Source organism: Labrenzia sp. PO1 (genome assembly GCF_012273635.1).
Taxonomy (GTDB): domain Bacteria; phylum Pseudomonadota; class Alphaproteobacteria; order Rhizobiales; family Stappiaceae; genus Roseibium; species Roseibium algicola.
The window spans coordinates 59,526-75,288 of record NZ_JAAXCR010000004.1 but is presented as its reverse complement, the minus strand read 5'-3'; the positions used below and the strand labels follow the sequence as shown (position 1 = coordinate 75,288).

At 60.9% G+C, this 15,763-nt stretch carries 13 protein-coding genes; 10 read left to right on the top strand and 3 right to left on the bottom strand.

Annotated elements, in window-relative coordinates:
- The first annotated feature begins 212 nt into the window (after positions 1 to 212).
- From HCG46_RS20410 to HCG46_RS20375, 8 genes are all read left to right on the top strand, one after another.
- Complete coding sequence (locus HCG46_RS20410) at positions 213 to 2,672, top strand: hypothetical protein (RefSeq protein ID WP_168687251.1); 2,460 nt, start codon at positions 213 to 215, stop codon at positions 2,670 to 2,672.
- Positions 2,669 to 4,753, top strand: coding sequence for a peroxidase family protein (locus HCG46_RS20405; RefSeq protein ID WP_168687250.1), 2,085 nt, complete (start codon positions 2,669 to 2,671; stop codon positions 4,751 to 4,753). Before HCG46_RS20410 ends, HCG46_RS20405 begins: the two co-directional genes overlap by 4 nt.
- Before the next feature lie 116 nt (positions 4,754 to 4,869).
- Positions 4,870 to 6,630 carry a sigma-54-dependent Fis family transcriptional regulator gene (locus HCG46_RS20400; protein ID WP_168687249.1) on the top strand — a complete coding sequence of 587 codons (1,761 nt, stop codon included), beginning with the start codon at positions 4,870 to 4,872 and terminating at the stop codon, positions 6,628 to 6,630.
- Between the two features lie 135 nt (positions 6,631 to 6,765).
- A complete protein-coding gene (locus HCG46_RS20395; protein ID WP_168687248.1) occupies positions 6,766 to 8,565 on the top strand; it encodes an NAD(P)/FAD-dependent oxidoreductase in 1,800 nt (599 codons plus the stop codon).
- A 481-nt stretch (positions 8,566 to 9,046) separates the two neighbouring features.
- A complete protein-coding gene (gene hisC, locus HCG46_RS20390; RefSeq protein ID WP_168687247.1) occupies positions 9,047 to 10,108 on the top strand; it encodes a histidinol-phosphate transaminase in 1,062 nt (353 codons plus the stop codon).
- Positions 10,109 to 10,189: 81 nt separating this feature from the next.
- A complete protein-coding gene (locus HCG46_RS20385; protein ID WP_023002348.1) occupies positions 10,190 to 10,507 on the top strand; it encodes a heavy metal-binding domain-containing protein in 318 nt (105 codons plus the stop codon).
- Between the two features lie 7 nt (positions 10,508 to 10,514).
- Positions 10,515 to 11,105 carry a GNAT family N-acetyltransferase gene (locus tag HCG46_RS20380; RefSeq protein ID WP_168687246.1) on the top strand — a complete coding sequence of 197 codons (591 nt, stop codon included), beginning with the start codon at positions 10,515 to 10,517 and terminating at the stop codon, positions 11,103 to 11,105.
- Between the two features lie 109 nt (positions 11,106 to 11,214).
- Positions 11,215 to 12,174 carry an agmatinase gene (locus tag HCG46_RS20375; protein WP_168687245.1) on the top strand — a complete coding sequence of 320 codons (960 nt, stop codon included), beginning with the start codon at positions 11,215 to 11,217 and terminating at the stop codon, positions 12,172 to 12,174.
- Between the two features lie 57 nt (positions 12,175 to 12,231).
- Here HCG46_RS20375 and cysK read toward each other — a convergent pair whose 3' ends face one another.
- From cysK to dut, 3 genes are all read right to left on the bottom strand, one after another.
- Positions 12,232 to 13,191 (bottom strand): cysteine synthase A, encoded by a 960-nt coding sequence (cysK, locus tag HCG46_RS20370; RefSeq protein ID WP_075284154.1) that lies wholly within the window; start codon positions 13,189 to 13,191, stop codon positions 12,232 to 12,234.
- A 144-nt stretch (positions 13,192 to 13,335) separates the two neighbouring features.
- On the bottom strand, positions 13,336 to 13,992 hold the full coding sequence (locus HCG46_RS20365) for an HAD family hydrolase (RefSeq protein WP_205838620.1): 657 nt from the start codon (positions 13,990 to 13,992) through the stop codon (positions 13,336 to 13,338).
- Positions 13,992 to 14,441 carry a dUTP diphosphatase gene (dut, locus tag HCG46_RS20360; protein WP_023002343.1) on the bottom strand — a complete coding sequence of 150 codons (450 nt, stop codon included), beginning with the start codon at positions 14,439 to 14,441 and terminating at the stop codon, positions 13,992 to 13,994. Before dut ends, HCG46_RS20365 begins: the two co-directional genes overlap by 1 nt.
- 175 nt (positions 14,442 to 14,616) lie before the next feature.
- Between dut and HCG46_RS20355 the strand changes: the two genes are divergently transcribed.
- Complete coding sequence (locus HCG46_RS20355; RefSeq protein WP_208992429.1) at positions 14,617 to 15,036, top strand: hypothetical protein; 420 nt, start codon at positions 14,617 to 14,619, stop codon at positions 15,034 to 15,036.
- A gap of 21 nt (positions 15,037 to 15,057) precedes the next feature.
- Positions 15,058 to 15,639 (top strand): OmpA family protein, encoded by a 582-nt coding sequence (locus HCG46_RS20350; RefSeq protein WP_023002341.1) that lies wholly within the window; start codon positions 15,058 to 15,060, stop codon positions 15,637 to 15,639.
- Positions 15,640 to 15,763: the final 124 nt, after the last annotated feature.

The window sequence follows — 15,763 nt, the reverse complement described above, 5'->3', positions numbered from 1 at the left end:
GCAGAAATGATTGCCGGAACGAAGAAATACAACCCGGTGACCAAATCAGGTTGTATTTCAAAAGGATGCCGTCACACCACCGTGACGGACAACGGCCGGAAACCTTCCCTTCCCTGAAAATAAAAGCTAGCCTTACGTAAGGTAATTAAACGCATCGGCAGTTGAAGAGCCGGTCCATGCGTTTGACCCACCAACGCGAGAGGGCGGGCTGAATGGCCTCGAGAGAACCGGCACGGCCGGGCAAATCGGAAACCGGTGGAGACGCGGGGCTGATCGACAGCATCGCCCGTACCAATGCCGAGGCCATTTGCACGGTTCCCGGTCTGGCGCGACGCCCACAGCACCCGAAACATCACGGCTGTGTCCGCGCGCGCTTCAGTATCGGCGAAGTGCCGGAGGACTTGCGTCACGGTCTCTTCGCCTTTCCGGGCACATATGACGCCCTTGTCCGGTTTTCCAACGGCCGCCAACTGGATGACCGGAAGCGGGATGCCCACGGCATGGCCATCAAGGTGCTGGGCATCGACAGGGAGTGGCTGTCGGCTGAAAACCCGGACGGCAGGGTGCAGGACTTCATTCTCGTCGACCATGAAACCTTTTTCACCGGTGACCTCGGCGACTACGACGACATCAACACCCTGCTGCTGAAACGCGGTCTTGCCCGCCTGAAGCCCCTGTCCCGGCTTCTGTTCACCGGCTTCTATCTCTTCGGCAGGATCCGGGCCTTTGTCTCTCATCGCCCGGTGTCTCCGCTTGCAAGCCGATACTTCAGCACCACGCCTTATCGGCTTGGCGATCTTCTGGTGAAATATACCGCAACGCCAAGGCCGGTGCCGGTGGATCCGCCTGAGGTCCGGTCCGGACGCGATCAACTGGGCGTCGCGCTGAGGGAAACACTGATCCGTTGCCCGGTCACTTTTGAATTCGGCGTCGATGTTCAGATAGATCCGGCCGCGCAGCCGGTTGATGATCCGTCGATTGCCTGGTCGGGGGCGCCGGGCGCGCGTCACGAAAAGCTGGCGACGCTGGAGATCTTTCAGCAGGACGTCGATCAACACGCCCCACTGGCGGAGAACATCGCCTTTTCACCCTGGAACAGCCTGCCGGCGCACGAGCCCGTCGGCGCCATCAACCTTGCCCGGCGACAAGCCTATGAGAGTGCCGCTTGCAAGCGGCATGAAGTCAATGGCGTTGTTCCACCCGTCTTTGCCGGCATTCCGGAAAGCTACAAGATGCAACAACCCTCCGTATCGCCCAGAAACGACGGCATGCCGCTTTGGTTGGCGATTGTCGCGGCGCTGCTGCTGATCGCCTGCCTGGTCCTGGAAGGCAAGCGCCTCACCATCAAGCCGGGCCCGCCACAGACCTTTGACAATCCGGTCGCCGAATTCAAATACGGTTCCATCGGCGCCGAATGGGACGGTTTCCCCTATATGGTCTGGCGCGAACTGCCGGCAATTTTCAAGGACGAGCTGCCCGAAGGCTGGCGCACATTCGGCTTCATCGAGGAACCGGGACAGGAACTTCCGATCGGCTTCAGCATCCGGCGCGTCGGTGTGCCGAGGGTCGGCTTCAATTGCGCCACCTGCCACAGCGTGGAAGTCACCGCAGGCGGCAACACGATGTTGTTGCTGGGTGCACCTGCGGAAAAGCTCGATATCCAGTCCTACATCCTGTTCCTTGGCTACGTTGCCGCCAGTGACAAGCTGACGGCGGATGCGGTGATCGAAAGCGCCGCGCAGGCCGGCAGACCTCTGGGCCCAATCGACCGTCTTCTGGTGCGCACCATTCTGGTGCCTGGCATCAAGGACCAGGCCGATGGACTGGCGACCGCTTTCAGCTGGATGAAGGTGAAACCGCAGCATGGCCCCGGGCGCACGGACGCGGGCAACAACTGGCGCGCGCGCTGGGGCTATGGCCCGGAAAAGGACGAGGCTGTCGGAACGGTCGACTTTCCCTCGGTCTGGAACCAGGGCATCCGCGAGGGCGGCTGGTTCCACTGGGACGGCAACAACAATTCGCTGATCGAGCGCAACTATTCCGCCGCCCTTGCCGGCGGCGCCAAAGAATGGCTGCTGCAACGCGGGCTGATCGATGCCCAGGCGGAATGGCTGCGGGACCTGCCGCCGCCGGCCTACCCCTTGCCAGTCAATGCTGAGATGGCAGCAGACGGCGCCGCGATATACGAAAGGGAAGGCTGCGGCACGTGTCATGACCCAGGAGGCGAGAGCTTCGGGCAGGTCACGCCGCTTTCGGACCTTCAGACAGACCCGGCACGATCTGACCTCTTCGACGAAGCCTTCGTCAGCCGCTTCGGCGATATCGGCAAGGGGTACACCTGGCGGTTCTCGCACTACCGGGCAACGGACGGCTATGCCAACACGCCGCTGGACGCCATCTGGGCACGCGGGCCCTATCTCCACAATGGTTCCGTGCCGACGCTTCGGGCGCTTTTGTCACTGCCGGAAGACCGTCCGGCGACCTTCTATCGCGGCTGCACGGATTTCGATCCGGTGGACGTCGGCTTTGCCTGCGAAAGTGGCTTCCTGTTCGACACGCAGCTGACCGGCAACGGCAATGGTGGACATCTTTACGGCACCGGTCTTCCGGACGGCGAGAAATCCGCACTGATCGAATATCTCAAATCCAAGCAATATGCGGGGCGGTCATGAGGCTTAGCGCATCCTTCAAGGGAACGTTTCTCGACATCATCTGCCTGCTCGTTGGGACGATCATGGCCTATCGCGGCGTCGAGGAATTCTTCCGCTACGATTTCGATCCGATCCACATGGTCCTCGGGCTGGCGCTGGGGGCCGGTGCCTATGCCAACTGGCTCATGTTCCGGAGGCTGCGCATCGGTTACTGGATCTTCATAGGCGGCAATGTGGTCGTCGCCTTTGTGTTCATATTCGTGCTGCAGGATGTCTGGCACCACCACGTCTGGCCGCATATCCTCTACGCCTTGGTGTTCGTGCCGTTTCTGGATCAGCTCGGCGCCCGTTCCGAGAGGGACGTTCTGCGGGATCCGCCGCTCCACAAGCGGATCCTCGGTTTCATCGGCGGCCAAGCACTGAAACTGGCCGAGGCCTTTCCCGCCCTCGTCCGGCTGGTCAAGCGTTGCGGTCCGCTCAGCCGGGTGATCAACCGTCTTGTCATCAACGGCATCTCGAACGCGCCACCCGGTCGTCCGCTCCCGCTCTCCCTCTGGACACCGCATGATCCGGAAACGCATCTGGAAATGGTTGCGGGCCCAAAGGATCCGGAAAAGACCACCAGCACCTTCGCCAGCTGGCCGGGTCTGGTTGACCGCCGCTACACCGGCCGGCACCTGCCACCCGTTGATCAGGATTTTGTCGATGCCCTGCCGGAAGTGCCGAGGGTGGCGGAACTTTACCGGCGCAAGGCGATGGTCGAGAGCGACACCAGCACGCTGTTCTGCTTCTTTGCCCAGTGGTTCACCGACAGTTTCCTGCGCACTCACCCGCTGAACAAACGGCTGAACACCTCGAACCACGAAATCGATCTTTGCCAGATCTACGGTCTTGGCGAGGAAACGACCTCGTTTTTACGGGAAGGCGCTTTTCTGAAGTCCCGGCAGACACCCGTCGGCGAGCTGCCGCCGCTGCTCGCGGGCCCGGATCTGGCAGTCAAAGCCGAGTTTGCCGGCATTCATTTCATGCCCATGTGGGCAACGAACTTCCTGGGGGCCGATCCGGAATGGGGCGCGGCGAAAAAGCTTCGGGAACTCCTGGCCGGTATCGGGGATTGGGCCGTCACGCCGGAGCGCTGGAAATGCCACTATGCGGCCGGCCTGGAACGGGCCAATTCCACGATCCTCTACAGCGCGCTCAACACGATCTTCCTGCGCGAGCACAATCGTCTCGCGCGCGAGATCGGAAAACGGAACCCGCACTTCGGTCCGGACCGCGTCTTTGAAACGGCCCGCAACATAAACATCGTCAAGCTGCTCAAGGTCATCATCGAGGACTATATCAACCACCTTGCCAATTCGCCGTTCAAGATCTTCGTGGAGCCTGGCGATGCGGACAAGCGCCTGTGGTACCGCACCAACCGGATCTCGCTGGAATTCGACCTGCTTTACCGCTGGCATGCCATGGTTCCGGATCGGTTCCTGTTCCAGGGCGAGGTACTGGAAAACGAGAATTTCCGCTTCAACAACACGATCATCGAAAAACACGGGGTCGAGGCGGTCATCGATGCGGCGGCGAGCCAGCGGGCAGGCAAGCTGACCCTTCACAACACCCCGTTCTTCCTGCAAGGCGCGGAAGAGCGCACGCTGGCATTTGCCCGCAGGTTCCGGCTCGCCCCCTTCAACGCCTACCGCGCCTCCTGGAAGCTGCGTCCCTACGACAGTTTCCTGGAACTGACCGGAGGCGACGCCGGTCTGGCGGGAGAGCTGGAGGCGCTTTATCCCGACTGGAACGGCGTGCGCGGCATCGACCGGGTCGATCTTCCCATCGGACTGCTGGCAGAAGACCAGATGCGGGCGCGCCCCCTGCCGCCCCTGCTTCTGGCCATGGTCGGGTCCGACGCCTTCTCCCAGGCACTCACGAACCCGCTTCTGGCAAAGAATATCTTCGGTCCGGAGGTCTTCACCGAGTATGGCATGACGGAAATCGAGGCGACGTCCACCTTCCAAAACATTGTCGATCTCAACGTTGCCGCCAACGCCAGAAGGCCGAATGCGAATTTCACCATCAACAAGGACACGCTTCTGACCTGGCCAGGCTGATATTCCTGGCCGGGCTTCCCCGCTGCACAGGCTTTACGAACGCAGAATTGCGCCGGCAAAATTTGCAAAGCCTGCCCGAAAGGCTATCGTGAAGTGCTGTGTCAAGGGAGGATGACATGCGCGACCTTGAACATGTGAGTGAAATCGACCGCGTATTGAAGGGGTACGAGACCGGCAGGGATGGGCTGGTGTCGGAAAGCTGGCGGCGCTGTGTCCAGACGTACGGCATGGATCCGGCGCGTCCGGAACCGGCACATATCGTCACCGAGCAGCAACTGCGCGAACATCAGGAGCAGTCCGAGCGGTTGATCGCGACGGCTCGTTCCGGCCTGCGCACCCTGTTCAAGCAGGTGGCCGGGCACAACTACGTGCTGCTGCTGGCCGATGCCAAGGGTGTGTGCGTCGACTTCTTCGGCGATCCGCGGTTCGAGGATGATCTCCGGCAGGCGGGCCTTTATCTCGGGTCCGACTGGTCCGAGGATCTTGCGGGAACCTGCGGTGTCGGCTCCTGCATCGTGACGGGGGAAGCTGTCACGATCCACCAGAGCGATCACTTCGGGCTGTCGCATACACCGCTGTCCTGCACGGCGGCCCCCATCTACGACACCTGCGGCAAGCTGGCGGCGGTTCTGGATATTTCCCTCCTGCGCTCCCCAAGCCCGAAATCGAGCCAGAACCTCGCGATGAACCTGGTGAAGGCTTCCACCCGCCGGGTCGAGATGGCCAACCTGATGGCGACCACGCGCAAGGAATGGGTCTTGCGCTTCTCGACATCGCCGGAGTTTCTGGAAGTCGATCCGGAAGCCGCCATCGCCCTGGACGACAGCGGACGGATAACGGGAATGACGCACGGCGCGCTCGCCTGTCTGGCCCCGACCGGCTCCACAGACCTCATAGGAAGCCGGATCGACATGTACCTGGACCTGGATGTCGATGATCTGCCATCCCTGATGCGAGGCCGCCCGGCGGAAGATCGGGTTCTGCGCCGGCGCGACGGTGGTGGGTTATACGGTCATGCCATCGCTCCGCAAGCCGCTCGCATAGCACGCAGCCCCGTTTCCGGGACCTTGCCCACGCCGCTGCGCGGCATCTGCGGGCAGGATGCGACGCTGTCGCAGGTGGTGTCGAAAGTTGCCCGGCTCGCACCAACGCAGGTTCCCATCCTGCTGTCTGGCGAAACCGGAACGGGCAAGGAATATCTGGCAAGGGCCATCCATGTTCTGGGTCCGGCCGACCGGTCGTTCCATACGCTCTGCTGTTCCGCTCTGAAACCGGAAAAGGTCGGCGCCTTGTCTGATGCTGCAGCCGGAACGCTGTTCCTGCGTGGGATCGAAGATCTTGACGTAGCGGGCCAGGCTGCCTTGCTTGCCTTGCTGGAACATCGAAGTGACCTTCGCGTGGTCGCCACCACGCGGCAGGATCCGGCAGGTTCCACAAGCATCCGCGCACTGCGGCCGGAACTCTATTTCAGGCTTGCCGGGTCTCTCATCCGGATCCCGCCGCTCCGGCATCGCCAGGATTTCGACTGGCTGGTCGATCGTCTGCTGCGACGCTCTCCGCGGGACCTGCGCCTGTCACCTTCGGCACGCGCCGAACTCAGCGGCCGGCATTGGCCGGGCAACATCCGTGAACTCGCGACCTTGCTGGATGTCGCGACAGCGCTTGCAGAAACCGATGTGATCGACCTTACCGATCTGCCGCAGGCGTCCCTGTCCAGACGCGTCGAAACCGACCCGAAACAGGATCTGGAAGCACTTCTGGACGCCTGTGGCTGGAACATGTCGCAGGTCGCCCGAAGGCTTGGCGTCAATCGGTCGACGGTGCTCCGGCGGATGCGCTCTCTCGGCCTGGAGCCACACCCCAAGCCGCGTGCATGACTATCTGTTGCGTCCTGTTGCGTGCGCAACAGCAAACGGAGTTTCTGCCCCTTAACGTCATCAATTGACGGGCGTTCCATGGAAAAATGCAGGGGCGCTCTGCATTGTTTCCTCCATAAACAGGGAGGAACTGGAATGCTCGACAAACCATTGGTTCACGAGACCGAGACTTTTCTCAACACTTTCGGCAAGGCGCTGGAAGACGGCAAGATCGACGCTGCAACGGACATGTTCCTGGACGATTGCTACTGGCGGGACCTGATTGCCTTTACCTGGAACATCAAGACCGTCGAGGGCAAGGATCAGGTCCGCGACATGCTGGAAAAGCAACTGGCCTCCACCGGGCCGAGCAACTGGCGCATCGCGGAAGGTGAAATACCGACGAAAGAGGGCGATGTCGTCACGGCCTGGATTCAGTTCGATACCGAACGGGCCCGCTGCTTCGGCCTGATCCGGCTGAAGGGCGGCAAGATCTGGACCCTGCTGACAACCATGGCCGAGCTGAAGGGCCATGAGGAGCCGAAGGGCTTCAACCGGCCGCTGGGGGCCAAGCACGGCGCCAGCAAGCACCGCACCAGCTGGAAGGAGGAGCGCGAGCGTGAACTGGCGGACCTCGGTTACAAGACCCAGCCCTATTGCCTGATCATCGGTGGCGGCCAGGGCGGCATCGCGCTCGGCGCGCGCCTGAGGCAGCTTGGTGTGCCCACAATCATCGTGGAAAAGAATGACCGGCCCGGCGACAGCTGGCGCAACCGCTACAAGTCCCTCTGCCTGCATGATCCCGTCTGGTACGACCACCTGCCCTACATCAAGTTCCCGGAAAACTGGCCTATCTTCAGCCCCAAGGACAAGATTGGCGACTGGCTGGAAATGTACACCAAGGTCATGGAATTGAACTACTGGTCCCGGACCGTTGCCAAATCCGCAACTTACGACGAAGCAAAGAAGGAATGGACAGTCGTCGTGGATCGTGACGGTGAGGAAGTGGTTCTGAAACCGAAACAGCTGGTCATGGCAACCGGCATGTCGGGCAAGGCAAACGTTCCGAAATTTCCCGGCATGGACACCTTCAAGGGCGACCAGCATCATTCGTCCAGACATCCGGGGCCGGATCAGTATCGCGGCAAGAAGGCGGTCGTGGTCGGCTCCAACAATTCGGCGCACGATATCTGCGCGGCGCTTTGGGAAAATGATGTCGATGTGACCATGGTGCAGCGGTCCTCCACCCATATCGTACGCTCCGACACCCTGATGGACGTAGGCCTCGGCGCGCTTTACTCGGAAGAGGCGGTCCGGTCTGGTGTGACGACGGAAAAGGCGGACCTGATCTTCGCCTCACTGCCCTACCGGATCCTGCACGAGTTCCAGATCCCCGCCTATGCCGAGATGAAGAAGCGGGACGCGGACTTCTACGAAGGGCTGGAGAAAGCCGGGTTCTGGCTGGACTGGGGCGACGACGAAAGCGGCCTTTTCCTGAAATACCTGCGCAGGGGCTCCGGCTACTACATTGATATCGGCGCCAGCCAGCTCATCATCGACGGCGAGATCAAGCTGAAGCGTGGCCAGGTCACCGAGATCGTGGAAGACGGTGTCATTCTGGACGATGGCACGAAACTGGAAGCGGACGTGATCGTCTATGCCACCGGCTACGGTTCGATGAACGGCTGGGTTGCCGACCTGATGGGCCAGGACATGGCCGACAGGGTTGGCAAGGTCTGGGGCCTTGGTTCCGACACCACCAAGGACCCGGGCCCCTGGGAAGGCGAACAGCGGAACATGTGGAAACCGACCCAGCAGGAAGCGCTCTGGTTCCACGGTGGCAATCTGCACCAGTCGCGCCATTACTCCCAGTATCTGGCGCTACAGCTGAAGGCGCGGATGGAAGGCCTGCCGACCCCGGTCTACGGCCTGCAGCAGGTGCATCACCTGTCCTGACCGGAAACGCGGACAGGACCTGACCAAATGGAAGAGCCGGGGGAAATGTCCGCCGGCTCTTTCCTTTTTCACGACACCTTCACCCACACCCTCACCATCGTCATCCCGGACGTAGCGCAGCGAAGATCCGGGACCGGGGAACCACCAACGCGTGGCTGCAACAGGTTAGCGTCCATATCGAAACGTTCGTGCCTCCCCGATCCCGGCTCGCGCTTCGCTTGGCCGGGAAGACGACGTGAGGTTGGTGACAGAATTGCTTGGAAAGCGGCCTACCATTTCACGAGTGCGGAGAGGCCCTGGAACAGCGTCTCCCTACCCCACCGAAGGCTTGAACCTTTCCCGCCCCGAGACGAACCGGTCTCAGCGCGTATAAGAGCTTCGGCAACGCCGGAAAAGAACAACGTCAAAATCACTTTTACCGCACCGGTTTGGCGCCTATTGTGCGAAAAAAACCACAGCAATTCCCGTCAGGATACGGTCCATGAGCAGGTTCTGGAGCCCCATAGTCAGCAAGCTGGTGCCTTATACGCCGGGTGAGCAGCCAAAGGACCGCAGCTTCATCAAGCTGAATACGAACGAGCATCCCTATGGCCCGTCGCCTATCGCGCTCGGGGCAATCCGCGCAGCTACCGAAGACAGCCTGAGGCTCTATCCCGATCCGTCAGCCGGTGCGTTGCGGGCAACGATCGGGGCAAGCTTCGGTCTGGGTGTGGATCACGTTTTTGCAGGCAACGGCTCGGACGAAATCCTGGCCCATGCCTTTCACGGCTTTTTCAGTGGCAAGGACAAGCTGCTGTTCCCCGATATCACCTACAGCTTCTACAAGACTTATTGCGAGCTTTACGGCATTTCCCACCGTTCTGTGCCACTCGATGATGATTTCCGGATTGATCCGGCCAGCCTGGGTGGGCCGTGTGGTGGCATCGTGCTTGCCAATCCGAACGCTCCGACCGGCATTGCGCTTGATCTTGCAGCGGTGCGAAGCGTTCTTGAGCAAAACCCGGATGTGGTGGTGCTGGTTGACGAAGCCTATGTCGATTTCGGCGCGGAGAGCGCCGCTCGTCTGGTTCCCGAGTTCGACAATCTTCTGGTGGTACAGACCTTTTCCAAGTCACGCGGCCTGGCGGGTCTGCGTGTCGGATTTGCTCTTGGTCAGCCGCACCTGATCGAGGGGCTGCAGCGGATCAAGGACAGTTTTAATTCCTACCCTCTCGACCGCCTGGCACTCGCGGGAGCAGAAGCCTCCTGGCAGGACACCGCCTGGTTCGAGGAGACCCGGCGCCTTGTGATCACGGAACGGCAGCGGATGGCGGAAGGCCTGCGCTCTCTCGGGTTCAACGTGCTGCCGTCGGCAGCCAATTTCCTGTTCGTCTCGCATGAAACAAGGGCAGCACGGGAGCTTCTGACAGGCCTCCGGGATGAGGGCATTCTGGTGCGCCACTTCAACAAGGACCGCATCGACAACTGGCTGCGCATTTCCATTGGAACGGAAGAGGAGGGCGAGGCCTTGCTGAAGGTGATGGCAGGACTTGTCGCCGGCTAACCTCTGCCATTCACGCCGTTTCTTGCAAAACCACGAGGACGAACCCATGTCTCGAACATCGGTTCAAAAGGGAGACAATGCATGCTGGTCACCACCACCAACACCATTCAGGGCAAGGATCTGGACTACAAGGGTCTGGTGACGGGCGAGGCGATCCTCGGCGCGAATATTTTCAAGGATTTCTTTGCCGGCATCCGTGACATTGTCGGCGGCCGCTCCGGTGCGTACGAGGAAGAGCTTGGCAAGGCGCGCAAGATCGCCATCGACGAAATGTGCCAGCAGGCCCAGGCAATGGGCGCCAATGCAGTGATCGGCGTCGATCTCGATTACGAAACCGTAGGCCAGAACGGCTCCATGCTGATGGTCAGCGCCACAGGGACCGCGGTCTTCATCCGCTGATCCTGTCATGTCATCCGACATTTTCATTTCTCCCGGCTTCCCGGAAGACCAGCGGCCGGTTGCCGCCCGCCTGTTCTGGCAAGCCTTTTCCGGCAAGCTCGGCAAGGTACTGGCCCCGGAAGAAAAAGCGCTTCGACTTGTCGAGCGCATCCTCAACCCGGATTTTGCCATCAGCGCTCTCGACCGGGAGGGACGACTGTTAGGCCTTGCCGGTTACAAGACCCGGGACGGAGCTCTTGTCGGCGGCAGCCTCGCCGACATGACGGCGGTTTACGGCACGTTCGGCGGCCTCTGGCGCGGACTTCTACTGGAAGTTCTGGAGCGCAGGATCGAGCCGGACTGCCTGCTGATGGACGGCATCTTTGTGGCCGAAAGCGCCCGCGGCCGCGGCATCGGCGGCACCTTGCTGAAAGCCATTGGCGAACAAGCACGCCAGCGCTCGCTCACCCGTGTGCGGCTGGATGTGATCGACACGAACCCAAGGGCAAAAGCTCTTTACGAGCGCTCGGGGTTCAAGGCGGTTGGGGAAGAAAAGACCGGGTTTCTCGAACTTCTGTTCGGTTTTTCCTCCGCGACACGTATGGAAAAGCAGGTTTAGGGAGTTCAGCCAGGTTCAGAGCCAGTAGTTTTTTGGTTGCCTCAACCCCGCCCTTTCCCCCCTTCCGCAATGATGCTCTAGTTGGCCGGTCCCCAACAGGAGCCTTTGAATGTCCTCACACGGTTATGAAAGCGGGCGGTTGAACCTGCCCTTTGTCGGCATCTGCACCTTCGGCAAGTTTCCCTATCAGCCGGATTGGGACGCCATCGATGCGGATGTTGCCGTCATGGGGGCTCCGTTCGACTTTGGCACCCAGTGGCGTTCGGGCGCGCGTATGGGGCCGCGTGCGATCCGGGAGGCCTCGACGCTGTTTTCCTTCGGCCATGCGGGTGCTTATGATTTCGAGGACGACATCACCTACCTGCCGGCGGAAACCACCCGCATTGTCGATCTGGGTGATGCCGATATCGTCCATACGGACACGATTGAAAGCCACAGACGCATCGAATTCGGCGTACGCAAGATCCTTAAGGCCGGTGCCTTGCCGGTGGTGCTGGGCGGCGATCATTCGGTCAACATTGCCTGCATCAACGCCTTTGATGGCGAAGACCCGATCCACGTCGTCCAGATCGATGCGCATCTGGATTTCGTCGACGAACGTCATGGCGTTCGCTACGGCCATGGCAACCCGATGCGCCGCGCGGCGGAAAAGCCTTATGTCACCGGCCTGACGCAGATCGGCATTCGCAACGTCTCCTCCACCTCGCGCGATGGCTACGAGGACGCCCGCAGGATGGGCTCCGACATCCTGTCCGTGCGGCAGGCCCGCAAGCTCGGCACCGAGGCGCTTCTGGCCCGGATACCGGCCGGCAAGCGCTATTACCTGACGCTCGATATCGATGCTTTCGATCCGTCCATCGCACCGGGCACGGGCACGCCGAGCCACGGCGGATTTCTTTATTATGAAGTGCTGGAGCTGCTCGACGGTCTGGCAAGACAGGGCGACATCGTCGGCATCGATCTGGTGGAAGTTGCGCCGGACTATGACCCGACCGGTTCCACAAGCACCCTTGCGGCACAGGTTCTCATGAACACCATCGGCAGGGTTCTGCATCACCGCAAGACATGAAAAACCCCGCCGGCCGGAGTGAACCGGCCGACGGGGTGAAATTTCGCGACTGGATGCTCAGAGGCCGTCGAACAGAGCGGTGGAAAGATACCGTTCTGCGAAGGACGGAATGATCACCACGATGTTCTTGCCTTCCATGCCTTCGCGCTGACCGACGCGGATGGCAGCGGTGAGCGCGGCGCCGGAAGAAATGCCCACCGGCAGGCCTTCGGTCTTTGCCACTTCCCGGGCCATGGCGAAGGCGTCTTCGTTGGCGACGGTCTGGACTTCATCGTAGACGGAGGTGTCGAGCACGCCCGGCACGAAACCGGCACCAATGCCCTGGATCTTGTGCGGACCGGGCTGGCCGCCGGAAAGAACGGGGCTGTCGGCCGGTTCGACGGCAACGACATGAAGGCCCGGCTTGCGATCCTTCAGCACCTGGGAAACGCCGGTGATGGTGCCGCCGGTGCCGATGCCGGAGACGAAGACGTCAACGCCGCCTTCGGTATCGTTCCAGATTTCTTCCGCGGTGGTGTTGCGGTGGACTTCAGGGTTGGCGGCGTTTTCGAACTGCTGCGGCATCACCGCACCGTCGATTTCGCTGATCAGTTCCTCGGCGCGGGCGATTGCGCCCTTCATGCCTTTTGGCCCTTCGGTCAATTCCAGCTCGGCGCCCAGGATCTTGAACATCTTGCGGCGTTCCACCGACATGGTCTCCGGCATTACCAGGATAAGCCGGTAGCCCTTGGCGGCAGCGACAAATGCCAGCGCGATGCCTGTGTTGCCGGAGGTCGGCTCGACGAGCGTGGTCTTGCCCGGAACGATCTGGCCAGCCTGCTCCATCGCTTCTATCATCGCAACGCCGATCCGGTCCTTGACGCTGGAAATCGGGTTGAAGAACTCAAGCTTCGCCAGGAGGTTGCCCTTGACACCGTGCGCCTTGGCCAGCCGGTCCAGCCGGACGATCGGTGTATCGCCGATGGTCTCGGTGATGGAGGAATAGATTTTTCCGCGACCACTGGTCTTGATCGTCATGGCAGGTCTCCCAAGTTGGCCGGATCTTCTTCCGCCGGCATCGTTCGACTATCGGAGCGATAAGATAGTACGGGTTTCGGCAAGTTATAAGGGGCCGAAAGCACCTTTGCGATCCTGCGGGTAAAACCTTTTTCCAGAAAAGCTTCAGGTCTTGGAAAAGAGCAGGTCCGGCAGATCCGCCATTGCCTCGAACAGGACGGCCCCGGCCCCCTGCATGGCCTCGCGGTCGCAGGCGGGATCCTCGACAAAGGCATAGACGCCCATGCCCGCTGCCCGGGCTGCCAGAACGCCGGGCAGGCTGTCCTCGATTACGGTACAGTTTTCCGGGGCGTGGCCCATGGTGCGTGCTGCCAGCAGGAACACATCCGGCGCGGGCTTGCCGCGCTCGCAGTCCTGTGCGGAAAACAGCCGGCCTTCCAGCCGGGGCAGCAGACCGGAACTGCCGAGCGTTGTGCGCATCTTTTCATATTTGCCGGAAGACCCGACGCAATAGGCGACGTCGCGCCGGTCGAGTTCGTCCAGCACGCCGGCCACGCCTTCGATCGCCGGAACACCCGCCTTGAAGCTCTCCAGATCGCGCAGCCGAACCTGGTCCGGCCAGTCGGCAGGCAACACCTGACCTGTCAGCTCTTCGATCATGGACTGGACGTCTTCCAGTGTCCGTCCCATGAACCTGCGCTGACAATCCGGCCCGGTCATCGGAACGCCAAGCTCGCTGATGATCGCGGCCATGTTGGCGTTGGCCATGCGTTCCGTATCGACCAGAACGCCGTCGCAATCGAATATGATCAGCTCGGACATCACGCGCGGCCAGTCGAACCGAAACCGCCGGACCCGCGCTCGGTCTCCGAGAGAACCTCGACTTCGACAATGTCCGCCTGCAGAACAGGTGCAATCACCATCTGGGCGATCCGGTCTCCCCGTGAAATCTCGAAGGGGTCGTCACCGAGATTGATCAGGATCACCTTCACCTCGCCGCGGTAGTCGGCATCAATGGTGCCCGGCGTGTTCAAGACGGTGACGCCATGTTTGGCGGCAAGGCCTGACCGGGGGCGAACCTGAGCCTCGAAACCCGCGGGCAGAGCCATGGCAAGACCAGTTGGCACCAGGGCACGGGCACCAGGTGCAAGGGTTATCTTGCCGTCAACGGCTGCCAGAAGGTCAAGTCCGGCGGCCAGCACCGACTGATAGGCGGGCAGTGGCAGATCGCGACCGTGCTCCAGTCGCTTCAGTTCCAGGGTAACAGGCATTGAAAGTGTCCGGCAGTGAGCGTTGCTGGCGAGTGACGATATTCGCCGGTCCGTGTCAAGGCTGGCGGACATTCACGAAACTTCGCATAAAAATCAGATATCTACTTGAAGTCGTAATCTTCACCTGAAACACTCTGACGCATCGTAACGTGCCAGCGATTGGGAGATTGGCAACATGAGACGATTGATTTTTGCATTTACCACCGGGTTGATGCTGGTCGCCGCACCGGCTGCCTTCGCCCAGACCGTCGGCTATGCCGACGCCATCAAGATCCTGGCCGCCAGCTGTGGCAAGGACATCGAATCCTATTGCAAGTCCGCGACACTGGCCAACAACGGCATCACTCAGTGTCTTGAACAGAATCAGTCCAAGGTTTCGGAAAAGTGTAACGCCGACCGTCTGGTCGTGACTTCACTCATTCAGGCACGGCTGGCGGCCCAGGCGGAAGCGCCCAAACTGTGCCAGCGCGATGCCGCGCAATATTGCAAGGGCGTCAAGGCCGGTGCGGGCCATCTTCTGCGCTGCCTGCTGAAGGCCCAGCCTTCCGTCAGCGAAAAATGCAACACGGCCATTGACCTGGCCGGCTACCGCTAACTCGGCACCGGGAGATTTTTCATGAACAAGATACTTCTGGCCGGTTTGTCGGCCGCCTTTCTCGCCGTGTCCGCTTCGGGCCTTGCAGCCCAGACCAAGCTGAGCCGCAACGAGATCATCAACTCCCTGCAGGGGGCCCAGCAGAAGGTCGATCTTACGGCCGATGAACTGCAGAAAGCAGCGCTGGAAAATATCCAGAAATATCCGGGTGCAAATGCTCCCAACACCTTGCCGCTTGCCGACAAGCTGGCCTCTCTGCGCCAGTTCAACGTGGAAATCACGTTCGATTTCGACAGCGCGCGCATTCGCCCGGAATCCTATGAAACCGTTGGCCTTATCGCGGATGCCCTGCACACGCCTTATCTGCAGGGGCAGACTTTCTTCATCGTCGGTCACACGGATGCAAAGGGTGCACGCGAATATAACCTGGAACTTTCGCTGAAACGGGCGCAGGCGGTGCGTGAAGCACTGGTGACCACATTCCGCGTACCGGGCGACTATCTGTTCGCTGTGGGCCTGGGTGAGGAACAGCTGCGCGATCCGTCCAAGCCGGATGCCGCCATCAACCGGCGCGTTCAGCTGATCAACCTGGGTTACAGGTAACGGCCACTCGGGCGGGTTTGGGCCAGGCGTTCTGAAGCCCGCCTGATACCGGCAAGCAAGGACACATACCGCTCCCGTAAGCGGAAGCGGTATGACTGAACAGTGGAAATCGAAGGCAGGGATT